Source organism: Allobosea rubneri (genome assembly GCF_032464875.1).
Taxonomy (GTDB): domain Bacteria; phylum Pseudomonadota; class Alphaproteobacteria; order Rhizobiales; family Beijerinckiaceae; genus Allobosea; species Allobosea rubneri.
The window spans coordinates 1-21,760 of sequence record NZ_JAWDID010000014.1; the positions used below are offsets into that span (position 1 = coordinate 1).

Genomic DNA, 21,760 nt, shown 5'->3' on the forward strand with positions numbered 1-21,760 from the left:
CCCTTCATCCCCCGCCCGCCCATCCGAAACCAGGACGGGCAGTCTCACCGAAACCGGCTCAAGGGGGTCAAAGTTGGATGCCGATCCCCCGCCTCACGGGGTCAAACTTGCACGCCGAAACACATCCGCTGATGGTTTCTGCTCACACATGGGAGGTGGAGCGCGTCGGAACGACACTCGCGTCGGCACTATGTCCGCTTCTGAAGTCCGCCAAGTCGGTGCTATTTGTTGATCGGTTCTTCGACATCGGCAAGGCAAAATATCAGGAGACGTTGAAGGCTTGCCTGGATGTCATTCAGGCATCGGGCGGGGCGGGTGTACGCTGCGAGATCCATTTCTGCGATCACGACAAAAGACCACCGCCGGAGTTCATCGAGCGCGAGGCCCATAAATGGATTCGCGGGGTGCTTCCAGCCGGCATGTCGTTTGCCCTCTTTGCTTGGAAGGAACGCGCAGGCGGAGCGGATTTCCATGCCCGCTATCTCTTGACTGATGTCGGCGGAATGAATGTTGAAGCAGGCTTCTCCGCAGAGGGCGCGCACCAAAAGGTTCAACTAGGACTTCTTTCGCTTGATCTTGCGCAGATCAGGTTGAATGCCCTTGTTAGGAACTCGGCCGTTTACGACCTCATCGGGCCAGTGCTCGAACTCCGATCCGATGGCACAGTTCATCGGATATAAGACTTCTACTCTACAGGACGTAAAGTCCTAAAAACAACGCTTTGACCATCGCTTGGTTTGCGTTGGCGACCTTGATACCGAGCCGCTTCCGATCGGCCTTTTCAGGGCTCTTGGCGCCAATCACATCCGAGCCTAGGAGCTCGGCCAAGTCGGCAGCTTCACGACAGGCAATTCTCACGGCGTGTCACGAGTAGCGGCTGCCACCCTAAGCGCCCGCCGAGTGTCCCGAACATGGCCTGTTTTACGCATGTATCTTCCATGATAAATACTCTATTTTTCAATGACTTATATCAATTCTGGAAGAGTCATGTCAGATCATATTGAATATTCTTCCATCTCGGACTACGATAGTGTTCTCTTCTAAATGGGAAGGTAAGGCGTGGCTACGGCAGAGAACAAACTCGAAAAAGACATGGTGCATCTGGCGCGCGTGGCGCTGTCAGGGCGGCCGCAGGATGTGATGGCGCTTCTCCACCGCTTTGCCAAAGGCTATCGGGATAACGCGCCTGACATGGCGACGGCTCTGGCCTTGCTTTTGCGCGAGTCGCCGACGCGCGCCTCGCCCTTGCGGCGGCAGACGGAGGCCGTTCTTCCCGTCGATGTTGATACCCGTTTCCATCTGTTGCGGATCGAAGAGCATCCGGTCTTGGACCACGAGCCGGTCTATTCAGGTGCAGTGAAAGCAGCGCTCGATGCGCTTGTCGCCGAACGCAAAGGTATAGAGAGCCTTCAAAAAGCAGGTCTGGAACCCAGCCGGACCGTTCTGTTTACTGGGGCTCCCGGCGTGGGCAAGACGCTTGCGGCGCGCTGGCTTGCCCGCGAACTCAACAGGCCTCTTCTCATTCTCGATCTGGCTGCGGTGATGAGCAGCTATCTGGGCCGGACGGGCACCAACCTGCGGCACGTTCTCGATTATGCGAAGACGCTCGACTGCGTGCTGCTGCTCGATGAGCTTGATGCCATCGCCAAGCGTCGCGATGACCGCGGAGAAATCGGGGAGCTGAAGCGCCTCGTCACCGTGCTTATCCAGCAAATCGACGACTGGCCGTCCACAGGATTGCTGGTTTCGGCCACCAACCACCCGGACCTGCTGGACCCGGCGATCTGGCGACGCTTTGACCTGGCACTGGAGTTTCCGCTGCCGGACCGCGAGGCCATCCATGCCTATCTCATGTCCGCGCTCGCGCCGTTGAGCGCGCAGGCGGAGAGCTGGGCGGGCGTGCTTACGATCGCACTTGAGGGACAATCATTCAGCGATATCGACCGCGAGCTGAAGTCAGTGCGCCGCAAGGCGGCGCTGCTGGGTGAGCCTCTTGACGATCATCTGGTCGGGCTCGTCAACGGCAAGTCGGGCAGCAAGAACGATCGCATCGCGCTTGCGGCAGAGCTTGTCAACGCGGGGGTCCTTTCGCAGCGCGCGGCCCATGAAGTCACCGGCGTCGCGCGGGAAACCATTCGCGCCCGGACTGCCAAGAAGCCTCCGCGCAAAATAAACGGGGGTGCGCGCGATGGCTAAGCAAAACTTTCTTCTCGGCAAGGGCGAGCGGCTCACGCAGGACGTCGTAGTACGTTCTGGCGGAGGGCCAAAAATCACGCCCTATACGTTCCAGCAAGCGCGCAGCCGTCTTGCGCCCATGCTCGATGACACCGTCCGCCAGATCAGGGCCTTGCCCGATCAGGCCTGTCCGCAAGGTCAGGCCGTGGCGGCGGTTGTCCTGAATCCCGAATTCATCGCCAAATCGTATTTTCCATCGGAGCTGTTTCGTCAGACAGGCCTGACTCCTGTCGGGAGCAAGCCACGGCGGATCACGCCCGCGCAGCGCTCCAAAGGGCGACCGCCGGAAGAAGCGCTGACTACCGAACTCTTCGTCATGGGGACCAAGCAGGCCTTTGCGAACTGGCAGTCGTCCATGGGCCGCCTCGTGGAAGGAACGCAGGTCGCAAAGGATCTGATGACGCTGGAGACGATCGAGGCCCAGAGCGTCGCGGACAAAGTCAAGGGGATCATCCCCGCGCGCGGCGATACCGTCTTCGAGGTCGTGCTTCATACGGAGGGCATGGACGGCGAGCGCGCCATGCTTCCGGAATTTAGCAACTATCTGCGGGGGCTCGGCGTCGGCGCCAGCCTGAACCACCGCTTCTATGCGGGCGGCCTATGCTTCGTGGAGCTGGAGGCCCCGGCCGCGCTCGCTGAATCGATTGCCTTGTTCTCCATTGTCCGCGCCGTCCGGCAGATGCCGGAATTGCGTGTCCTGCAACCGGCGTTCCGCACCTCCGGCATTCCTTCGGTCGCCGTCGAGCTGCCGCCGGTCGCCGCTATGGACCCCTCGATCAATGTCGCCATCTTCGACGGCGGCCTGCCGCCGTCGCATCCCCTGTCGGCCTGGGCAACGCCTTACGAAATCATCGGCACCGGTCCCGCCGTCGGCGATTTCCTCCATCACGGAACCGGGGTGACATCGGCGTTTTTGTTCGGCTCGATCGACCCTTCAAAGCCGCTCCCGCAGCCCTATTCCAATGTCGACCACTACCGGGTCCTCGACGGCGATCCCAGCCAGAACCTGCACGAGCTGTATGAAGTGCTCGGTCGCATAACGAGCGCGCTGGACCAAAAACACTATGACTTCGTCAATCTGAGCATCGGACCATCGCTCACCATCGAAGACGATGACGTTCACGCGTGGACCGCTGTTCTTGATGGCCGCTTCGCGCGCACAGACACGCTTGCCGCCGTTGCGGTCGGCAACAACGGCGAAGGCGATGAAGAGCTGAGCCTCAACCGTGTGCAGGTGCCGTCTGACTGCGTGAACGCCCTGGCTGTCGGTGCCGCTGATTCACCGGGCGAAACATGGGCCAGAGCGCCTTACAGTTCGGTCGGACCGGGCCGAAGCCCCGGCCTGATGAAACCCGACCTCGTGCAGTTCGGGGGATCGCTGCAAAGACCGTTCCTCGTGGTCGGCGGCGGCAACAAGCTTGCCCTTGAAGCCACTGGCGGCACATCGTTTGCGGCACCCAGCACATTGCGTCTGGGTGCAGGTATCAGGGCTCACTTCGGAGACAGTATCGGGCTGCTTGCCGTGCGCACGCTGCTGATCCATTCCTCAGAAGCATCAGACCATCCCCACCGGGAGATCGGCTGGGGCCGCGTCGCACAGACGCTCGAGGACATTGTCGTCTGCGACGACGATACGATCAGGGTCATCTATCAGGGTGACATTTCGCCGACGAAATACATCCGGGCACCGATCCCGGTGCCGGAGGGCGGAATTACCGGTAACGCCGAAATCACCGCCACGCTGTCCTACAAGTGCCTCACCGATCCCCACCACCCGGGCAACTACACGCGGGCGGGTCTCGACGTCACGTTCCGGCCTCACGACGGGAAGTTCAAAAGCGACGAGCAGCTGCACGCCGATTCCAAGAGCTTTTTTTCCGGCGTCCGTACCGGTGGCGATGAAGAGGAGCTGCGGCGGGACGCGTGGAAGTGGGAAAACTGTCTGCATGCCACCCGCAAGTTCCGGGGGGCGAGCCTACAAAATCCGTGCTTTGACATCCACTACAATGCCCGCCTGGAGGGCCGAAACTTCACGCCTGCTGAGAAGCTGCCCTACGCGCTGGCGGTCACGGTGCGGGCAAAGGGCATCGCCGACTTTTACGACCAGGTGGTTCGTAAATACGCGACCCAGCTGGAGCCGCTGCGTCCGGTGATCGAAATCCCGGTCAGGACCTAGCTAGCGCGCGCCCAGCAGATACGCACCGGAACGGCTGTACCGCGTTTGCGCGCCGCTGACGCGCAGACGGTAATTGAGCATCGCGCCGCTGATGCCATAGAGGTGCTGCGCTTCGGCAGCGAGCTGCCGGCACATCACGTGCCATGCGCCCTCATTCGTCAGCAGCAGCGTGCCCGCGAGATAGTTGGCTTCTGCCTCGATGCTGCCGTCACGGGCGCGTTCGCCTTCAGGCGTCAGCGGCGGGGTGCATTCGTGGCCCAGAAAACAGTGTGCGAGTTCGTGGCAGATATTGCTGCGCTGGCGATAGGGATGATGCGAGTCGTTGTGCACGATCGCTGTGCTAAGGCCGCAGGGCACTGTCACGGCGGAAAAGCAGGAGCTGTCGGTTCTAAGGAACGGCGACTGTCTGTCGTGGTCGCTGAGCTTGATTAGCTGAATGTCATAGCGGTCGCAGACCAGTACCGGGTCGATAGGTGCTTCCGGCGGCAGGCCCATCTGCGCACGCACCCGCAGAGCGATGCGATTGGCTTCCGTTTTGAATCCGCGTCGCCAGCTCAACTCATTTATCCCGCAGGTTATTATAGGTGCTGATCACGATCTCCTCGATCAATTTGGCATTGTTCGACGATAGTTTCGGGTCCGCGCGGAGCAGGGCCGTAATCTTGGCGATCGGTTCGGCTTCCTGCTGCTCGCCGCCCCGGATAAACAATTCTGCCTTGAGGTTCGACCAGGACAAAAGCGCTGCGAGGCCGTTGACGTCCGGCTTCGCGCCCTGACCGATTCTGGACAGGGTGGACGCATTGACCCCGGCCTCCTCGGCTACGTCCTTCCACGTTTTTTGACGGCTGAGGCGCGTGGCGTTCAGGGCCACATAGAAGGCGTCGCTGTCAAAACGGTCGGTCATGCTCTCTCCGTTGCGAAAATTAAATCGATTGTGAACTTGCAATTTGGCTCTAAAGATCATAATATCAAATCGATTGCTAGATCGCAATTGCAACCGAGCATCCCACCGGCGGCTGTCCGCCAGAAAGGCTAACCCATGAATGCTCCCCGCCCCGAAGAACGGCCGAAAACCGTCACCATCATCGTCAATGGCCGCTCGAAGACGCTGCCGAAAAAGGAAGTGCTGACCTTCGAAGAGGTCATCGCCCTGGCCTTCGAGAACCCGCCGACCGGCGACGGCATCCAGTACACGGTCCAGTACACGCGCGGCCACGGCAACAAGCCCGCAGGCACGCTGGTCGAAGGCCAGTCCGTCAAGATCAAGGAAGGGATGGAATTCGATGTCACGTCGACCAATCGCTCTTAGTGCGGACCTCCTCCGGCTTCAGAACGAGGGTTACGACCTCGACATACGGGGCGGCTACCTGCTCGTCAGGGACGTTCCGTATGTCGATTCGTCGGCAACCATTCGTCTGGGTGTCCTGATTTCGCGGCTGGAGCTGTCCGGCGACAAGACCGTCAAGCCGACAGATCATGTCGCCTACTGGACCGGCGCGCACCCGTGTCACAGTGATGGCAGCAAGATCACGGCCATCCAGAACAGCTCCGTCGCCCAGGATTTTGGCGACGGCATCCGGGCCGAGCATACGTTTTCGGCGAAGGCCGATTACCGTGACTATCACCACAAGATGACGAGCTATATCGCCCGCATCGCGGGGGAGGCCCACAAGCTCGACGACCGCGTCGGTGCACGCACCTATCCGGCCATTCCTGCGGACGATGACACTTGCGTCTTCAGGTATGTCGACACGGCGACGAGCCGTGCCGGTATCGGAGCGGTCAACGGCAAGATCGCCGGTCAGCGCATCGGCATCGCCGGACTGGGCGGAACGGGCGCATATATTCTCGACCTCGTCGCGAAAACGGCGGCGGCCGAAATCCGGATCATCGACGGCGATGTTTTTTCCCAGCACAACGCGTTCCGCGCGCCGGGAGCGCCGTCGCTCGGGGACCTTGAGAACAAGCCGCAGAAAGTCTCCTATTTCGCGGCCCTGTACTCGAACATGCACAAGGGCATCGTTGCGCACGACGTTTTCCTCGACGAGTCGAATGTCGCGCTGCTGGACGGGCTGGACTTTGTGTTCGTCTGTCTCGACCGGGGACCCGTCAAGCGTGCCGTCGTGCACCGCCTGGTGGCCAATGGCACCCCGTTCGTGGACGTCGGCATGGGCGTGCTGCTCAATGACGGGCAGCTCGGCGGCATCGTGCGCCTGACGACCAGCACGGCGGAAACCCGCGAAGAAGCGGCCCCTCACATTTCCTATGCCGATGATGATGGCGGGGCCAACGAGTACGCGACGAATATCCAGATCGCCGAGCTGAACTCGTTCAACGCTGCCCTTGCCGTCATGCGGTGGAAGCAGCTGTTCGGGGTCTATCGCGAAGCGCGCGGCCACTTCTACACCGGCTACTCGATCGGGTCCGGGGAGATCGTGCATGAAGGTGCCGAATGACAGGCGCATCGCACCTCAGGCCGGAATTCGTCGAATTCATTCCGGACCGGCTGGAACTGGGCGTGTTGTATATTTCGCGGCGCTACGCGACCGCATCGCATCTGTGCTGCTGCGGGTGTGAGCGCGAAGTTGTGACGCCTCTTAACCCGGCGAAGTGGCGGATTACCGAGCGTGAGGGCAAGGTGTCTTTGGCACCGTCGGTCGGAAACTGGAGCTTTCCCTGCCGCTCTCATTACTGGATCAGCGCCAACCGCGTTCAATGGGCTACGGCGATGGCCCCCGAGATCATCCAGGCGGTGCAGGCGCGCGATCGTCGCGACGCGGAACTTCATGTGCCGAAGCCGCAGGGCTGGGTCAGAAGGTTTGCTGGTCAGCTGGCCGAAGCCTCGTCCGTGCTGCTTTCGAAATTCAAGGCATGGTGGCGCTGACGCTCAGGTGTGATGGAGGACGGCATGGCGGTGTGCCTTCCGCTATCGCGGCATCGGCTCTATTGCGCCGCCGGCGTCGGACGCAACGGAGCCAGCACAGCTGTCTCCGCCCATCCGGGTAACGATCCCTGGCACCAGCACGAGCGCTCGCGCGCACTCTGATGTCGAGCAAGGGCACCAGGGCGGACGCCGCCCGCCCTCCCTTGGCACGTGTTCTTTGGTCGGGCAGGATCGCGCCCACCGGGCAGGGCAAAAGCCCCGCCGTGGGTCGCAACCCAGCCCGCCACGGATCCGCACCGACCCGGACCCACCCGCTCTCGGCGAGGGCCAGGGGTGCATGATGCACCCGCTTCGCGATGGGGTAGTGCGCGGCAGGCGCGCTTTTCAGGAAGGGAACAGGCCATGGCCGAGACAGACGATTACGGGCGGCACGAGGTGCTGCATATGGCGGCCTTTCTGGGAAGGGCGGTAGCGAGCGAGCTGACGGATCACCCGCAGGTGAAGGCTAACCCGGCATGGCTGGCGCTGGCCGATCAGGCGGCGGAGGCGCTGGCGGCGCTCTATCAGGCGGTGGGCGCGGCCCACATGCGCGACGATCAGGCCGGAATTCATGTTGGAAAGTCCGTGCTATGAGCGGATTTTTGAACATGATTCACGGATGATTGTGGCCTAGTTGGTTTACTTATAGCTCTATTTATATACCGGAGGTGTATTTTTGGGAGATTTTGCAAACTTGACTTCGGTTTGCATTGAGGCCTATAACTAAACTGTGAGTGAAGAAAACCCAGGAAAGCTAAACCGGCTACAGCGCTACCTGCCCGAAGGGCTGGTCGTGAGTGCGGCATGGCTGACCGCGAAGGGCTATTCCCCCCAGCTCTGCAATAAGTACGTCGCCAATAGCTGGCTCGAACGGCTTACCCAGGGGGTTTATCGCCGCCCCGGCGGAAAACTCGTCTGGGAGCAGGTCGTCATATCGCTCCAGACCCTGATGGAATTTCCGGCGCTGGTCGGGGGGCGAACGGCCCTGACCTTGCAAGGCTTCGCGCATTACCTCGCCCGCGAAGACACGGATGTGCATCTGTACGGGCGCAAGCCCATACCGGCATGGCTGAACCGCTTGCCGATGGGCGTCCGGTTTCACCATCACAACACCGCCACCCTGTTCCGCAATGAGCCGATAACGCGCGGCCTCACCAGTCTGGCCTGGAATCTGAAGGACGGCAGCGCCGTCAGCACAGGGGCCACAGACGGCGCGTTCAATTCCATACCGTGGGGACAGTGGGACTGGCCCCTTACCTTATCGACGCCCGAGCGGGCGATCCTCGAATTCCTCGACGGTCTGCCGAACCACGAAAGCTTCGATCAGGCCGACAAGTTTATGGAAGGGCTGGCGACGCTCAGGCCCCGCCGCCTTCAGAAGCTTCTGGTCGACTGCAAGAGCGTGAAGGTCAAACGGCTCTTCCTGTTTTTTGCCGACCGGCATCAACACGCGTGGCTCAAGCACCTCGACAAGAGCGCCATCGATCTCGGCACCGGCAAACGCATGCTCGCCCGGGGCGGAAAGCTCGACCCGCATTATATGATCACCGTCCCCGAGGAGCTTTATGGCCGCCAATGAACGCTATCGGCAGCAGGTCGCACTCCTGGTCCGGGCGCTACCGGCTGTTGCCGGGGAGGACTGCTTTGCGCTTAAGGGCGGGACGGCGATCAATCTGTTCGTCCGTGACATGCCCCGGCTGTCCGTCGATATCGACCTGACCTTCCTGCCGGTCGCGCCGCGCGATGAATCGCTGGTCGCCATCGAGCAGGCTCTTTTGCGCATCAGGGACCGGCTGAAGGTCGCGATCAACGGCGTGCAGATCACCGAAAGCCGCCCGGGAGCCACCGGCCCCCTGACGCGCCTCGTGGTTCAGCTGGGCCGGGTTCAGATCAAGATCGAGGTGACTCCCGTGCTGCGCGGGTGCGTCTACGCTCCCGCCGTGCACGCCGTTTCGCCATCCGTGGAAGATCAGTTCGGCTTTGCAGAAATCAGTGTCGTCTCGTTTGCCGACCTGTACGCCGGGAAGATCATGGCGGCCCTCGACCGGCAGCATCCGCGCGACCTGTTCGACGTTCAGGACCTGCTCGCGAACGAGGGCATAGACGACGATCTGCGCCGCGCGTTCATCGTCTACCTGATCAGCCACGGCAGGCCGATGGCAGAGGTTCTTGGATCGGCGCAGAAAGATATCGCCGTCGAATTCACCGAGAATTTTGAGGGCATGACCACTGAACCGGTCGCCCTCGAAGCGCTGCTGGCAGCGCGCGCGGCGCTGATCGCCGCCATCGTCGGCGGCATGCCGCAGGCCCACAAGGATTTCCTGCTGGGTTTCAAGCGCGGTGCGCCTGACTGGGACCTGCTTGGCGTGCCGGGAGCGGCGGAGCTTCCGGCGGTCGCGTGGAAGCAGGCGAACCTGGACAAGCTTAACCGTGATGTACGAGCGCGGCTGGTCGCTCAGCTCACCGCCGTCCTCGCGCCCGATGGCAGAAAAAACGACGCGCCATGATCCATCAGATTACTGACGCAGCATTGCTCGCGACCCTCAAAGAAGGCGTCAAAAAAGCAACGGACGTCATCGCGCGCGTGACCGACTATCGCGGCGGCCCCGTCACCACCGAGTATCTGCTGACCGCCGACATTGCGCGGGAGCTGATCGAGCAAGATTATCAAGTGAAGGTCGAGTGCCTCAATCGCAATCTCGTCAACGGCATGACCCAGAAGGCGGCAGCCGTTCGAAAGTCTCTGGGCTCATGCCGAACCGACATCGCGGTCTGGCAGAATGAAATCATTCCCTTGGCAATCATCGAGATAAAAATCGGGGTCAAAACGCTCAAGAAAATTGCCGAGGATCTGGAGAAAATCACCGGTACGATCGACATGCTTAAATCCCAGTACGCGAGCCGTGTTGTCGGAGCGTCCGTGTTTCAGGTTCACGTAGAAGGTAACGACAAGCGGTCAGACGTTCCCAAGCTCACGGCGGCGATTGAGAAGATAGAGAAGAAGTTAGAAACGGCGCTGCGAGACCACGAAAAGGCCAAGTCGGGATTTTCGTTTGCGATGCATCCATTGCAGCCTGCCAACGCCGGTGTGGTCGGGCGGGAGCTGGAAGGAGATGAGGACGAATTATCGTGGGGCCTGCATGGGCACGCTACACGCTTCTACGCGGTGCTCATTCGCAGTACCAAGCCCGCCATCACAACGCCCGGCTTACAGGGCCTGAAAGAACGCTCGCAGGAGTGAAACGGTTTTCGATTCTAAATCATCTCATGATTTCAATCACGTAGGTGTTCGCAGTTTTATCCTGAATGGCGCGCCATTGCGGCCAAATGAGCCTGTTTTATAAGGATTTTTTCCTCTTCTTGTCCCACCTCAGATTCCGGTGGGACAATTATCGAGCCTGCCTGAAGCTTCCTCATCGCTGAAGCTGCCGTCTCCGGCTTGCGTGCTGCACGGGTTTAGCGTTCCACCTCCTCGAGGGTCCTGTGGCCGGTAACGGACATCAGCTCGTGGGCTGTGGCCTGGCGCTCAGCTAAGCGACAACTATCGCAGTGCTTGGATCCGGACGACGCTACGCTTCTGGCTCGCCGAGCGCCTCGATCTTCTCGATGACGAAGTCAAAAGTCTTCGTTTCTTCCATCAGCGCCATGTTGAGGTCGCCGCTTTTGAGGGCTGACAGTAACTCGGCCTTGAAATCGACGGCCGCCTGGGCCCCTTCATGTTTCGCGATATGTGTCATTGCGAACGCGATGCATAGATAGAGCGTGTTCAAAACGATCTTGATCTGCTCCATGTCGGTTCCGTCGACACTGTCGGCTCCGTCCGCCATTTGCTCGGCTCCTGTTCCTTACCTGCCCTCCTAACCCGCTATCGCTCTGACGGTTCCGAGGCCGGCAACGGACGATGCGGCAAAGGCTCGCGCGGCGTGTCCGAAATGCGGCTCGTTCAACGGGCGGTGACATCCCGCGCGCATCCCGGCAAGATCACGCGGAATTGGGGGCGAAGCATGAAGAAGCTGTCCACCGTGATGTGCTGCCTGCTGTTGGCGGGATGTGCGGGCGTTAGCAGTTGGTCAGGGGTTCCGGGCGTGGACCCGATGCAAAGCGATGGGCACACCTATGTGCCAGTCGGAGCAGGAACCTATGATCCGCCGCCCGAAGAACAGCGCCCTGTCAGTACCTGCACGATGAGAGGGCAGAACGTCGTCTGCCGCTGAACACATGTCTCCGACTGGATTGGTGCTTCCCACGGTCGCAAGCTGAGCTTCCTGCCACGCAACTCGGAAAGCACGATGACCTGTGTGCGCCCGTTATTTGCGGCTGCGGGATGGATGCAAGGACGGTGAAACCGCTGGCCGAGCAAGCGCGCTCGGTTGACCAAAGTGAACTTCAGCGCGCCGCCGGGCCGGCGGTCATCGGCAGGCGCCGAGCAGCAGCGCTGCCAGACCGGCCCAGCAGACGCCAATGAGACTCAACCCGTCGAGTGCAAGCGCCGTCAACCGTATGAACCGTTCGGCCTCGCAGCTTCCGCTCGTGTCGGTATTTCGGACGGTTCTGTGGGCGTGCAGCAGGATCCCGGCAATCGCGAAGAAGGTCGCACCGGCAACGATCGCATCATGGGCCGCCGGCTCACCCCAGCGGCAGGCCAGCGATTCGGAGGCATAGACCGCCAGGAAATGGGCGGCCCAGATGACCGGCCCGGTCAAGGCAAAGCCGGCCCGGCGCAAGGGGGTGGTGTTGCTCATGTCTGCGCAACCAGCCGCGGGAAGCCATGCGTCAGCAGGAGCCCGAAAGCTGCCTGGCCGAGCGTGTAGAGCCAGAGGAGCATCAAGACATCGAAGACCGCCCGCCGGTTGCGGTCGAGCCTGTGGGCGAGAAGGCGCGCGACGGTGAACAGGGCCGTGACGAGGACGGCTGCTGCCATCTGCGCCTGCAGGGCGGCATTCGCATAGACCATCGCGGTATAGCCGCTGGATTGCGGGCGAAGGCCGCTACGCCAATGGCCGGCGACATCGATGAAGAGCGCGCCGGCAAGCGCCGCTCCCCCGGCGATGAGAAGACTGGCTACGAGACCGGGGCGAGGTAAATCACGGCCAAGGACGAATCGGGCGCCGGCAAGAAGCGCTCCGCTGGCGCTCAAGGCTGCCAAGGACTTCCATGCGTCGGCTGGCGATGGCAGGTCGGTTTGGCGGGGCCATCCCTCGGGACCGACCGTCCAGAGGTAGAGGTAGCCGAACAGGTAGGAGAGATAGAGCGCCGCGGCGACCAGCAGCAGGATGACCGTTGCCCACCAGCTGTGTGAGATCGACCCCGACGCATAGGTCGGCAGCACGATGCCGCCGCCGATATCGACGTCCCCCGCCGACGGCGGATCACTGTTCCACATCCAGACCAGGATCGATGCGACGGCGAGAACGCCGCAGGTGGCTGCGAGCATCACGGCCTTGACGGTCAGCAGCAGGAAGAATGCGGCGGTGAACAAGGCGGCGCAGAGATGCGCGTAGCCGGGGCGGCTGAGGCGCATGACGTATTGCGGCTCAGCCTCGATCGGCGAGGTCACGATCGTCTCGCGCGCGCCGGTCGCCGTTCCCGGCAGGTAGTATGCGCCGGCCTCGACATGCCCTGCGAGGTCGGGCTGCTGCCAGAGCGGCTCTCGACCGCGGACGCGCGGTATGCTGCGCGTGGCATAGGCGTGGTTCGGCAGCCATTCGAGCGTGCCCGCACGCCAGATGTCGCCAAGCCCGCGCTCGCCCGTCAGGCGCATGTTGCTGATGACATCGATCAGGAAGACGAGGATGCCGGCGGCGAGGATAAAGGCGCCTATCGTCGAGACCAGGTTCAGCCCGTCCCAGCCCATCCCGGCCGGATAGGTGTAGACGCGCCGCGGCATGCCGATCAGCCCGGTCAGGTGCATCGGCAGGAAGGCGATATTGAATCCCGCGAAGATCAGGCCGAAAGCCCAGCGGCCGAGCCGTTCGGACAGCGGCCGGGTGCTGAAGGCCGGCGTCCAGTAGTAGATCGCGGCAAAGAGCGGGAAGACCATACCGCCGAACAGCACATAATGGAGATGGGCGACGACGAAGTAGGTGTCGTGCGCCTGGCGATCGAACGGGACCATCGCGACCATGACCCCGGTCAGTCCTCCCAGGGTGAAGATCAGAAGGAAGCCGATCACGAAGAGCGCCGCCACGGTCAGCCTGAGACGTCCGGCGGCGATTGTCGCGATCCAGGCGAAGACCTGGATGCCGCTCGGGATCGCGACTGCCATGCTCGCCGCCGAGAAGAAGCCGAGCGAGCGGGCCGGGATGCCCGTGGTGAACATGTGGTGGACCCAAAGGCCGAAGGAGAAGAAGCCGACGGCGATCAGCGCCACCACGATCAGCCGGTAACCGACCAGTGGTGTGCCGGCCATGGTCGGCACGATCATCGAGACCATGCCGGCCGCCGGCAGGAAGATGATGTAGACCTCCGGATGGCCGAAGAACCAGAACAGATGTTGCCAGAGCAGGGGATCGCCGCCGCGCTCGGCGATGAAGAAGGGCCAGTCGAAGGCCCGCTCGAGCTCGAGCAGAATCGTCGCCAGGATCACCGCCGGGAAGGCGAACACGATCATCCCGGCGAAAATCAGCATGGTCCAGGCAAAGATTGGCATGCGCGCCAGCGTCATGCCGGGAGCACGGGTACGCAGCACGCCCACGATGATCTCGATCGCGCCCGCTATGGCCGAGATTTCGATGAAGCCGATTCCCAACAGCCACCAGTCGGCGCCGATGCCGGGTGAGAAGCGGGCCCCGGTCAGTGGCGGGTACATGAACCAGCCGCCCGAGGGAGCAACCCCGAAGAACAGCGTGCAGAAGAACACCGACCCGCCGACGAAATAGGCCCAGAAGGCGAAGGCGCCGAGCCGCGGAAACGGCAGATCGCGGGCGCCGAGCATTTGCGGCAGCAGCAGGATGCCGACTGCCTCGACGGCAGGTACGGCGAACAGGAACATCATCACCGTGCCGTGCATGGTGAAGATCTGGTTGTAGGTCTCCTGGGAGAGGAAGTCGTTCCCGGGCGCCGCGAGCTGGAGGCGGATGAGCAGACCGAGCACGCCGGCGAGCAGAAAGAACAGGAACGCGACGGCGATGTAGAAGTAGCCGATGATGGTGTTGTTGACTTCGCTGATGATGCGCCAGCCGCGCGGCCCCTTCCAGACCGCTTCCAATCTTTCGAGCTCGCCCTCCGGCCGTGGCAAGGACGAGGGCAGCTCGGCCGCGGTTACCGGGCCCATTTGCGCGCCGGCCCTCATCGCAGGCTTCCGAGGTAGGCGGTCAAGGCGTCCATCTCCTCGCTCGTGAAGATCGCGAACGGCGGCATCAGCGCACCCGGCTTCGCGACCTGCGGATCGGTGATGAAGCCTGCAAGGTTCTCGGCGGTGTTGCGCAGGGTCGCGGCGGCGAGGAAGCGCCGGCCGCCGACCCGGCTGAGATCGGGCCCGACCATGCCTGCGGCCTGGGTGCCGCGAACCGCATGGCAGGCTCCGCAGCCGGCCGAGAGGAAGAGCTTTTCCCCCGCAGCGACCTTGGGTTCGGCCAGTTCGTTTCGAGCATCGGCAGCTGCCAGCCATGCCTGAAATTCGGCCTCTGGCACGGCGACGATCTCCAGGGCCATCAACGCGTGCGGTCCGCCGCAGTATTCGGCGCATTGGCCGCGGTAGATGCCGGGCCGCTCGGCTTTCAGGCGAAGCGTGTTGGTCCGGCCGGGGATCATGTCGAGCTTGCCGCCGAGGCTCGGCACCCAGAAGGAATGGATCACATCGTTGGAGCGCAGCGCGAAATCGATCGCGCGGCCGACCGGGATCCTGATCTCGTTCGCCTCGCGAACGGGTGCGGCGCCGTCGCGCTGATAGTCGACGCGCCACCACCATTGCTCGCCGGTCACCGCTATGCGAAGCGCCGGCGGCGTCTGCGCCGCTATGGCCTCGCGCATCAGCCAGAGGCCGTAGCCGAGTAACAGGGTCAGCACGACCGATGGAAAGACGATGCCGCCCCATCTGATCGCGCCTTCGCTGCCGATGACACGCCGCACCGGCTCCGCACCACGGATCGCTAGCGCTAGGGCGGCGATCACGATCAGCAGGATCGCCGTTGCCCCCATGAACAGGATCCAGCTCAGCAAAGCGATGCGCTCGGCCTCAGCGCCGGCAGGAGCGAGGGCTGACTGCGGCGCCCAGCCGGGGAGGGCGGCCAGGATGAATATCGCGGCCAGTCTGCGCCCGGTCGCCGTCATCGGGGGGCCTCACGGGTGGGCGCGAGGCTGGCGAAATAAGCTGCCAGATCACGCGACTGCGCCTCGCTGAGCCGGCGCGCGATCGGCGCCATGATCCGGCCCGTTGCACTGCGATCGTTGAGACCCTTTCGCCAGACCGCAAGCTGGCCTTCGAGGTAACGCGCCGGCTGGCCGGCGAGGCGGGGGTAGTCGGGAGCAGCGCCTTGCCCATGGCAGCCGAGGCAGGACGGCACGCCATGCGAGGAGACGCCGTCGCGTGCAATCGCCTCACCGCGTGCCGCCGCGGCTTGATCGATTGCCTCGATGCTGGCTGGCGGGCGGGGCAATGAGGCGTAGTAGGCCGCGAGGTGACTGACCGTGCTGTCCGGCAGGCCGACGACTGCCGTCTGCATCACGCCGCTGTCGCGCTCGCCGTTGGCATAGGCGTGCAGAGCGTTTTCGAGCATGGTGGCGGGTTGGCCGTGGAGGATCGGCACAAGCCGGCTCGGCGGTCCCTGCCGTGCGCCGTGGCAACGGGCACAGGCGCCGATAGCATCGGCTTCGCTCTGCCCCGTGGCGATCTCCATCCCGCTTTGCGGCTCAGGTTCCACCTCGCCGAGCGCGAGAGCGCGATAGCCAGCGCGGTCCAGGCTCGGCAAGCGGCGCAGGAAGGCGATGACGGCCCAGACCTCGTCATCGCGGTGCAGCGAGGGAAAGCCCGGCATGCCGGCATATTTCAGCCCGTGCTTGACGATCCAGAAAAGCTCTCCGTCGCTCCACTGGCCGACCCTCTCGGTGAGAACCGGCGGCGGCGGCAGCATGCTCGCGGCAACCGGACTGATCGGCGTCCCCGGCGAGCCATGGCAGTAGGCGCAGCCGGCATGGAAATGACCGGCGCCCAGGCGCACAAGGCTCTCGTCGATACCGGGCGGAAGGCTTGTCGAAGGAGCGCGCGCCCGAACCGAATTTTCCATGCCGAAGCGCAGGAAGTGGTCGACGACGCGGAAATGGCCGGTGCTCGCAGCGACATTGTAGAGGCCGCTCCAGGCGAACAGCACGGCGCCGGCCAGCACCAGCACCAGGGCTGAAACGGCCGCCACAAAAACGCGGGACGGCGCCGCAAGAAGCCACGCCGCTGTCCGCCTAGCGTGCGCGAGCGGTTGCATCGTCGGATCTGGGACTGTCGTCGAGGCGACCAAGCAGCCTGGCAGCGAGCGCCACGCCCGTGACGAGATAACTCAGCGGGCAGGCGGTGATCATCAGCAGGCCGGCGAGATGCTGGTCGGCGATCGTCGAAGGCCCGGTCGCGCAGAGCGAGAGGGCAAGCGCCGGCAGCTCGTAGAGATCGCGCGGGGCAAAAACCATAAGTGCCCCCAGCAGGCAGGCAAGCTTGCCTGTCAGCAGCAAGGCGGCGAGGGCTCGCCAATCGGCAGCCGCGATTACGGCCGACCAGAACCAGATGGCTGTGGCGCCGAGCCCTGCGATGAGAACAAGTTGCGCGAGCCCCGAGCTCGCCGCGAGCTGCTGCATCATCGGGGCGTGCCACGCCCAAAGGGCAACCATCTGCGCAAGGCCTGCGGGAAGGATCGCGGTGCTGGCGTCGAAGCGATGGCGGAGCAGGACTGCGATGACGGGGGCGACGATGTTCATCAACCCGAGATGCAGCATCATCTGCACGGACAGCGGACCGGGTTCGACCAGTGGCAGCGTCACCCCTCCGGCGACTAGCAAGGTTAGGGCGCCGGCCAGGACCGGAACGGTGCTCGAGCTTGGCCCATGGACGTGATGCAAGCGCTCTCCCCCCGGTATGACAACCGGTGGATGCGGTCTGGGTTCCCCGCCAATCGCTCAAAGAGGGCGCCGGCGAGTTCGACTCCCTAAACTTGGAGCTGACCCGATTTTGTGGACGCCCTTGAAGTCATTTTCTGGAGTGCCCGATGCCGCGTTTTCGATCTTCGTACCCGCCGGCGTTCCGGCGGCAGATGGTCGAGCTGGTCCGATTCGGGCGAACGCCTGAAGAGCTGTCGCGGGAGTTCGAGCTGATCGCGCAATCGATCGCGATCACAGCCGAGCGCGAGGAACTAATCCGCCTGCGCCGTGAGAACCAGCGCCTGCGGCAGGAGCGCGATATCCTGTCAAAGGCGGCAGCCTGGTTCGCGCGGGAGAGCAAGGCGAACCCGAACGGATTTTTTAGTTGTGAGCGCGCACCCGCCGTGTTCACGATCAAGACCATAGCCCGTGTCTTCAAGGTCTCCGCATCAGGCTATTATGCCTGGCGCGGCAGACCTGCCTCGGCACGGGCGACATCCGACCTCGATCTCACCCGGAATATCCCCACGATCCATGCGGCCTCGCGCAAAACCTATGGCGCACCGCGGATCCATGCCGAGCTCAAGGCCGAGGGAGTGGGCATGGCAAGAAGCGTGCGGCCCGCCTGATGGGTGAGCGGGCTCGTCGGCCCCAGCCGACGGCGAGGGATCACGACAACGAAGCGCGCGCCCGCGCATCAGCTGCCGAACGATCTGGTCCGGAGGAGGTTCGCTGCTTCGCGCGGCCCTTCGGGTCTTTGTCGAGAAGCCGACCGAACTGTGGGTGGCCGATATCACCTTCGTGCCCACGCTCGGCAAGAAGAGCTTCGCAACCCCAGCCTCTCAGCACCCCGCCCGGATGAACAACCTTCATAGCTTCGACACCTAGCCAAGATCGTCGGCACATATTGGTATCCGAGACAAGCGTGCTGTCCATCCGGCCGCTGCAGATCGGGAGCTGATGAAAGCCGATCAGCTCCAAGTGTCGGCCTACTGCTTGATAGCTTCGGCCTGGATTTTTAGCGTGACCATCTTGGTCACGCCTTCCTTGACCAGGAAATCGACACCCCATTCGGTCCGGTCGATGCTCGCCTCGAAGTCGCCGCCGCAGACTTCCGCCTTGAAGATCGGGCTCTGGTAGCAGCCAAACTTGGTGGCCTTCAGCTGGATCGGCCGGGTTTGCCCCTTCATGGTGAGGTCACCGTCGACGGACACTAGCTTGTCGCCCGAAAAGGTCCATTTGGTCGAGTTGAATACCATGGTCGGGAACTTGGCGGCATCGAGGATATCAGCGCCCTTGATGTGCTTATCAAAGGCCGCGATGCCCGTATCCATCGTCTCGACGGGAATGGTGACCGTCATCGCCGCCTTCCTGGAGGCGGGATCGAACGCGATGCTGCCATTGATCTCACTGAACCAGCCGCTGTTCGTCGAGACATTGAAGTGGTCGATGTAGAAGACAGCTTTCGTATGGGTCGGGTCCAGCTTGTAATCTGCAGCCTGGGCCGCAGAAAACGTCAGGAGCGAGACAATAAGCGGCAGAGCAATCTTCTTCATCGTGATTTCCTTGGCGAAGCATAGGGAAAGCGGAGACCCGGCGTCAGGGGCGGCCGCCTAGCTTCGACTTGGAATAAGCCTGGGACACGGAACGTATAAGCCCGTCAATCGACACACACTGTCCTGAAAATGGGACAAAAGCGGAGGCGCGGCTGAAGCGAAAACGCCCGGTCGCGAGTGCTTCCGCGCCTTCCTCCCTCCGGCTTGGTCGCCATTTTGCGCCCTGGAAGGGCGCTGCGGCACCGCCCTATCGCGACCGCCTGGAGCTGCAGAGCAGGCCTTCACCGACCAGCGGCTGCGGGCTGGGATTGGGACTGGAGCTGCCCGGCCAATTCGGCACCACCGCGCGGCAGGTCATTAAGGCCTAGGGCGTTTCGACCGATACGGGCTATAGCTTCGATGCCTGCGGATCGACGCTTCGCGCCGGACGTCGATTTCTCCTCTGTTTCAGCGGTCTGCAGGGTCGAGGCAGCGTAGGTTTTGACGATCTTGTTGCGTACGGTAACCCCTCTCGTGATCATGCTCGCGGCGCTCTCGTCGGGCTGCGTCGGTAGCACGTCGCGCTCCGCCGTTCCGGCGAGCCTTGCGCCAACGGCGGCTGTCGAGGGCGTCAGGTTCGCCCGTTTCTGGGGTGACCAGGTCGGCCCGGATATCCGCGCCGCCATCACGCAGCAATATGAGCAGACCGTTCGCGCGGTGCGCGCCGGCAGGCGTCCGGCCGAGGAGCTGCGCCGTGCCGATTTCCTGGCGATCTCCGGCGGCGGGGCCGATGGCGCGTTTTCCGCCGGCTTTCTGAAGGGCTGGAGCGGCCGGGGCGACAGACCGGCCTTCGAAGTCGTCACGGGCGTCAGCACCGGTGCGCTGGCGGCGCCCTTCGCCTTCCTGGGGCCGGCCTATGACGGCCAGCTCGAGGAGGTCTTCACCGCCTATGGCGACAGCGACATCTATATCGACCGAGGCCTGATCGGGCTGGTCGGCAGCGGCCTCTACGACAATGCGCCGCTGCGCCGCCTGATCGCGCGCTACATGAGCGATGCGATGGTCGAGGCCATCGCGCAGGAATACCAGCTGGGTCGCCGGCTGCTCATCCAGACCACCAACATCGATGCCCAGCGCCCGGTGATCTGGGACCTGACCGCGATCGCCGCAAGCAGCCGGCCGGACCGCCGCGAGCGCATGGTCGACATCCTGCTCGCTTCGGCGGCGCTGCCGGCGATCTTTCCGCCCGTCCGCCTCGACGTGCTGGCGGCGGGAGAGCCGCATCAGGAACTGCATGTCGATGGCGCGACGGTCTCGCAGGTCTTCTTCGCGCCGCCGAACTTGCGGCTGGCCGACTACGAGCGACGCTTCTTCGGCGCGCCGCGCGCGCGGACCCTCTACCTCATCCGCAATGGCAGGCTCGATCCGCAATACGCCGTCACCGAGGAGACGACGATCGGCATCGCCCGCCGGTCGATCGAAACGCTGGTGAAGTACCAGGCCGTAGCCGATCTCGTTCGTCTCGAAGCGCAGGCGCGTGCCGCCAATGGCAAGGTGCTCTTCACGGCGATCCCGGCCGGTTTCGAGCGCAAGCCGAAATCCGAGTTCGACCGCTCCTATATGCGCGAGCTGTTCCAGATCGGCGTCACGGCGGGGAGGGACGGCAGCTGGCGGCGGCAGGCGCCTCGTACGCCGACCGCTGCCCGGTAAGATGATATCGGTAGCGCCGCGAGGACGAAGCCGATGAGAGAGCGGTCGCCTCTTCGCTGAAGCCGCATGGTTCGCTATGGTCGAACAATGACCTGGCGCTTCGACGATGTGCAGACCTTCCTTAGAGTCGTGGAAACGGGAGGCGTCACGGCCGCTGCCGCCGAGCTCAAACTGTCGAAATCGGTGGTGAGCAAGCGGGTCAGCGATCTCGAGGATGCGCTCGGCGTCGCCCTGCTACGTCGCTCGACCCGCAATGTCAGCCCGACCGAGCAGGGCCTGCTGTTCTACGAGCAGATGCGCGATGCGCTGCTAACGATGGAGCGCGCGGTCGAAGGCGTCATGGACCGTGCGGGCTCCTTGAAGGGGCGCCTGCACATCACCGCCCCGATGAGCTTCGCGACCTTGCATCTTGGCCCGATGCTGGCCGACTTCGCTGCCTTGCATCCTGGCCTCCAGTTCGCGGTCGATCTCGATGACAGGATGCTCGACCTCGCCGGCGGCGGTCATGATCTCGCGATCCGGATCGGCCGGCTACCGGATTCCTCGCTGATCGCGCGCAAGCTTTGCCTGAGCCGCCGCGTCGTCTGCTGCAGCCCGGACTATGCGCGCCGCAAGTCGCTGCCCACGTCGATCGCGGAGATCGCCACGCATGATTGCATCGACTACGCGAATGCGCATGCCAGCCGGCTCTGGCAGTTCCTTCCGGTCCCTCCCGATATGCGGCCGCGAACGGTTGCGACGCATAGCCGTCTCGTCGCCAATAATGGCGAGGTGATGCGCGATTTCGCGATCGCCGGGCTCGGGCTGGCCATACTGCCCCTGTTCCTTGCCGCAGACGCGATCAGGGCTGGGCGCCTCATCCAGGTCCTGCCCGAGGAGAGCCCGCTGCCCGACACAATCTATGCGGTCTACCCGCCGACGCGGCATGTGCCGCAACGGGTTCGTGCGCTCGTCGACTATCTCGGCCAGCGCCTCAACAACGCCGCGCCCTGGGAGCGGGCGCCGGCCGGGGACGAGCCCGGCTGAGGCCTGCGGAGCGCCGCTCGCTGGTGAAATAGGCCAGGGGCACCGCCGGCTCGAGCCCGAGCTTCTGGAAGAGCTCGATATCGCGCGCCATGCCGC

At 63.3% G+C, this 21,760-nt stretch carries 22 protein-coding genes; 13 read left to right on the top strand and 9 right to left on the bottom strand.

What is annotated here, in order from left to right; genetic code table 11:
• From RKE40_RS11355 to RKE40_RS11365, 3 genes are all read left to right on the top strand, one after another.
• A partial coding sequence (locus RKE40_RS11355; RefSeq protein ID WP_316018354.1) for a hypothetical protein occupies positions 1-680 on the top strand: 680 nt, incomplete at its 5' end.
• A 379-nt stretch (positions 681-1,059) separates the two neighbouring features.
• On the top strand, positions 1,060-2,196 hold the full coding sequence (locus RKE40_RS11360; protein ID WP_316018355.1) for an AAA family ATPase: 1,137 nt from the start codon (positions 1,060-1,062) through the stop codon (positions 2,194-2,196).
• Positions 2,189-4,411, top strand: coding sequence for a S8 family peptidase (locus RKE40_RS11365; protein ID WP_316018356.1), 2,223 nt, complete (start codon positions 2,189-2,191; stop codon positions 4,409-4,411). Before RKE40_RS11360 ends, RKE40_RS11365 begins: the two co-directional genes overlap by 8 nt.
• Here RKE40_RS11365 and RKE40_RS11370 read toward each other — a convergent pair whose 3' ends face one another.
• Together RKE40_RS11370 and RKE40_RS11375 are read right to left on the bottom strand one after the other, a co-directional pair.
• Positions 4,412-4,969, bottom strand: a complete 558-nt coding sequence (locus RKE40_RS11370; protein ID WP_316018357.1) for an ImmA/IrrE family metallo-endopeptidase — start codon at positions 4,967-4,969, stop codon at positions 4,412-4,414. It lies immediately after the preceding gene.
• A 1-nt stretch (position 4,970) separates the two neighbouring features.
• Positions 4,971-5,315 carry a hypothetical protein gene (locus RKE40_RS11375; protein WP_183191936.1) on the bottom strand — a complete coding sequence of 115 codons (345 nt, stop codon included), beginning with the start codon at positions 5,313-5,315 and terminating at the stop codon, positions 4,971-4,973.
• Between the two features lie 135 nt (positions 5,316-5,450).
• Between RKE40_RS11375 and RKE40_RS11380 the strand changes: the two genes are divergently transcribed.
• The 7 genes from RKE40_RS11380 (at position 5,451) to RKE40_RS11410 (ending at position 10,575) form a co-directional block, all read left to right on the top strand.
• Positions 5,451-5,720 carry a multiubiquitin domain-containing protein gene (locus RKE40_RS11380; protein WP_316018358.1) on the top strand — a complete coding sequence of 90 codons (270 nt, stop codon included), beginning with the start codon at positions 5,451-5,453 and terminating at the stop codon, positions 5,718-5,720.
• Entirely contained in the window at positions 5,695-6,867 is a 1,173-nt protein-coding gene (locus tag RKE40_RS11385; protein WP_316018359.1) for a ThiF family adenylyltransferase, read from the top strand. The genes RKE40_RS11380 and RKE40_RS11385 overlap by 26 nt, the downstream gene beginning before the upstream one ends.
• The gene (locus RKE40_RS11390) at positions 6,864-7,295 is read left to right on the top strand and encodes a ubiquitination-like system serine protease family protein (RefSeq protein WP_316018360.1); all 432 of its coding nucleotides are present in this window, start codon (positions 6,864-6,866) and stop codon (positions 7,293-7,295) included. Before RKE40_RS11385 ends, RKE40_RS11390 begins: the two co-directional genes overlap by 4 nt.
• Before the next feature lie 402 nt (positions 7,296-7,697).
• Positions 7,698-7,928, top strand: coding sequence for a hypothetical protein (locus RKE40_RS11395; RefSeq protein ID WP_316018361.1), 231 nt, complete (start codon positions 7,698-7,700; stop codon positions 7,926-7,928).
• A 136-nt stretch (positions 7,929-8,064) separates the two neighbouring features.
• Positions 8,065-8,913, top strand: a complete 849-nt coding sequence (locus tag RKE40_RS11400) for a type IV toxin-antitoxin system AbiEi family antitoxin domain-containing protein (protein ID WP_316018362.1) — start codon at positions 8,065-8,067, stop codon at positions 8,911-8,913.
• On the top strand, positions 8,900-9,841 hold the full coding sequence (locus tag RKE40_RS11405; RefSeq protein WP_316018363.1) for a nucleotidyl transferase AbiEii/AbiGii toxin family protein: 942 nt from the start codon (positions 8,900-8,902) through the stop codon (positions 9,839-9,841). Before RKE40_RS11400 ends, RKE40_RS11405 begins: the two co-directional genes overlap by 14 nt.
• Positions 9,838-10,575: a hypothetical protein gene (locus tag RKE40_RS11410; RefSeq protein ID WP_316018364.1), complete on the top strand. Its 738-nt coding sequence runs from the start codon at positions 9,838-9,840 to the stop codon at positions 10,573-10,575. Before RKE40_RS11405 ends, RKE40_RS11410 begins: the two co-directional genes overlap by 4 nt.
• Positions 10,576-10,903: 328 nt before the next feature.
• On the opposite strand, the gene RKE40_RS11415 is transcribed toward RKE40_RS11410, so the two are convergent.
• From RKE40_RS11415 to RKE40_RS11440, 6 genes are all read right to left on the bottom strand, one after another.
• Complete coding sequence (locus RKE40_RS11415) at positions 10,904-11,161, bottom strand: hypothetical protein (protein ID WP_316018365.1); 258 nt, start codon at positions 11,159-11,161, stop codon at positions 10,904-10,906.
• Positions 11,162-11,743: 582 nt separating this feature from the next.
• Positions 11,744-12,076 carry a hypothetical protein gene (locus tag RKE40_RS11420; RefSeq protein WP_316018366.1) on the bottom strand — a complete coding sequence of 111 codons (333 nt, stop codon included), beginning with the start codon at positions 12,074-12,076 and terminating at the stop codon, positions 11,744-11,746.
• Positions 12,073-14,607: a cytochrome c oxidase subunit I gene (gene ctaD, locus RKE40_RS11425; protein WP_316018367.1), complete on the bottom strand. Its 2,535-nt coding sequence runs from the start codon at positions 14,605-14,607 to the stop codon at positions 12,073-12,075. The genes RKE40_RS11420 and ctaD overlap by 4 nt, the downstream gene beginning before the upstream one ends.
• 14 nt (positions 14,608-14,621) lie before the next feature.
• Entirely contained in the window at positions 14,622-15,605 is a 984-nt protein-coding gene (gene coxB / locus RKE40_RS11430; RefSeq protein ID WP_316018368.1) for a cytochrome c oxidase subunit II, read from the bottom strand.
• Positions 15,602-16,750: a c-type cytochrome gene (locus RKE40_RS11435; protein ID WP_316018369.1), complete on the bottom strand. Its 1,149-nt coding sequence runs from the start codon at positions 16,748-16,750 to the stop codon at positions 15,602-15,604. Before RKE40_RS11435 ends, coxB begins: the two co-directional genes overlap by 4 nt.
• Entirely contained in the window at positions 16,728-17,375 is a 648-nt protein-coding gene (locus RKE40_RS11440) for a cytochrome c oxidase assembly protein (RefSeq protein WP_316018370.1), read from the bottom strand. The genes RKE40_RS11435 and RKE40_RS11440 overlap by 23 nt, the downstream gene beginning before the upstream one ends.
• Positions 17,376-17,521: 146 nt before the next feature.
• Here RKE40_RS11440 and RKE40_RS11445 point away from each other — a divergent pair, with 146 nt between their 5' ends.
• Positions 17,522-18,022 (top strand): IS3 family transposase, encoded by a 501-nt coding sequence (locus RKE40_RS11445; protein WP_316018371.1) that lies wholly within the window; start codon positions 17,522-17,524, stop codon positions 18,020-18,022.
• 360 nt (positions 18,023-18,382) lie between these two features.
• Here RKE40_RS11445 and RKE40_RS11450 read toward each other — a convergent pair whose 3' ends face one another.
• Positions 18,383-18,949: a YceI family protein gene (locus tag RKE40_RS11450; protein ID WP_316018372.1), complete on the bottom strand. Its 567-nt coding sequence runs from the start codon at positions 18,947-18,949 to the stop codon at positions 18,383-18,385.
• A 519-nt stretch (positions 18,950-19,468) separates the two neighbouring features.
• On the opposite strand from RKE40_RS11450, the gene RKE40_RS11455 reads away from it, so the two are divergent.
• Positions 19,469-20,638 (top strand): patatin-like phospholipase family protein, encoded by a 1,170-nt coding sequence (locus RKE40_RS11455; RefSeq protein ID WP_316018455.1) that lies wholly within the window; start codon positions 19,469-19,471, stop codon positions 20,636-20,638.
• A gap of 87 nt (positions 20,639-20,725) precedes the next feature.
• The gene (locus RKE40_RS11460) at positions 20,726-21,664 is read left to right on the top strand and encodes a LysR family transcriptional regulator (RefSeq protein WP_316018373.1); all 939 of its coding nucleotides are present in this window, start codon (positions 20,726-20,728) and stop codon (positions 21,662-21,664) included.
• Positions 21,665-21,760 lie beyond the last annotated feature (96 nt).

What these genes read in the sequence shown, in the direction of transcription:
- coxB (WP_316018368.1), bottom strand. Translation starts at nt 15,605, where the DNA reads ATGACGGCGACCGGGCGCAGACTGGCCGCGATATTCATCCTGGCCGCC.
- RKE40_RS11385 (WP_316018359.1), top strand. Translation starts at nt 5,695, where the DNA reads ATGTCACGTCGACCAATCGCTCTTAGTGCGGACCTCCTCCGGCTTCAG.
- RKE40_RS11380 (WP_316018358.1), top strand. Translation starts at nt 5,451, where the DNA reads ATGAATGCTCCCCGCCCCGAAGAACGGCCGAAAACCGTCACCATCATC.
- RKE40_RS11375 (WP_183191936.1), bottom strand. Translation starts at nt 5,315, where the DNA reads ATGACCGACCGTTTTGACAGCGACGCCTTCTATGTGGCCCTGAACGCC.
- RKE40_RS11390 (WP_316018360.1), top strand. Translation starts at nt 6,864, where the DNA reads ATGACAGGCGCATCGCACCTCAGGCCGGAATTCGTCGAATTCATTCCG.
- RKE40_RS11410 (WP_316018364.1), top strand. Translation starts at nt 9,838, where the DNA reads ATGATCCATCAGATTACTGACGCAGCATTGCTCGCGACCCTCAAAGAA.
- RKE40_RS11415 (WP_316018365.1), bottom strand. Translation starts at nt 11,161, where the DNA reads ATGGCGGACGGAGCCGACAGTGTCGACGGAACCGACATGGAGCAGATC.
- RKE40_RS11395 (WP_316018361.1), top strand. Translation starts at nt 7,698, where the DNA reads ATGGCCGAGACAGACGATTACGGGCGGCACGAGGTGCTGCATATGGCG.
- RKE40_RS11460 (WP_316018373.1), top strand. Translation starts at nt 20,726, where the DNA reads ATGACCTGGCGCTTCGACGATGTGCAGACCTTCCTTAGAGTCGTGGAA.
- RKE40_RS11450 (WP_316018372.1), bottom strand. Translation starts at nt 18,949, where the DNA reads ATGAAGAAGATTGCTCTGCCGCTTATTGTCTCGCTCCTGACGTTTTCT.
- RKE40_RS11365 (WP_316018356.1), top strand. Translation starts at nt 2,189, where the DNA reads ATGGCTAAGCAAAACTTTCTTCTCGGCAAGGGCGAGCGGCTCACGCAG.
- RKE40_RS11435 (WP_316018369.1), bottom strand. Translation starts at nt 16,750, where the DNA reads ATGCAACCGCTCGCGCACGCTAGGCGGACAGCGGCGTGGCTTCTTGCG.
- RKE40_RS11405 (WP_316018363.1), top strand. Translation starts at nt 8,900, where the DNA reads ATGGCCGCCAATGAACGCTATCGGCAGCAGGTCGCACTCCTGGTCCGG.
- ctaD (WP_316018367.1), bottom strand. Translation starts at nt 14,607, where the DNA reads ATGGGCCCGGTAACCGCGGCCGAGCTGCCCTCGTCCTTGCCACGGCCG.
- RKE40_RS11445 (WP_316018371.1), top strand. Translation starts at nt 17,522, where the DNA reads ATGCCGCGTTTTCGATCTTCGTACCCGCCGGCGTTCCGGCGGCAGATG.
- RKE40_RS11420 (WP_316018366.1), bottom strand. Translation starts at nt 12,076, where the DNA reads ATGAGCAACACCACCCCCTTGCGCCGGGCCGGCTTTGCCTTGACCGGG.
- RKE40_RS11455 (WP_316018455.1), top strand. Translation starts at nt 19,469, where the DNA reads ATGCTCGCGGCGCTCTCGTCGGGCTGCGTCGGTAGCACGTCGCGCTCC.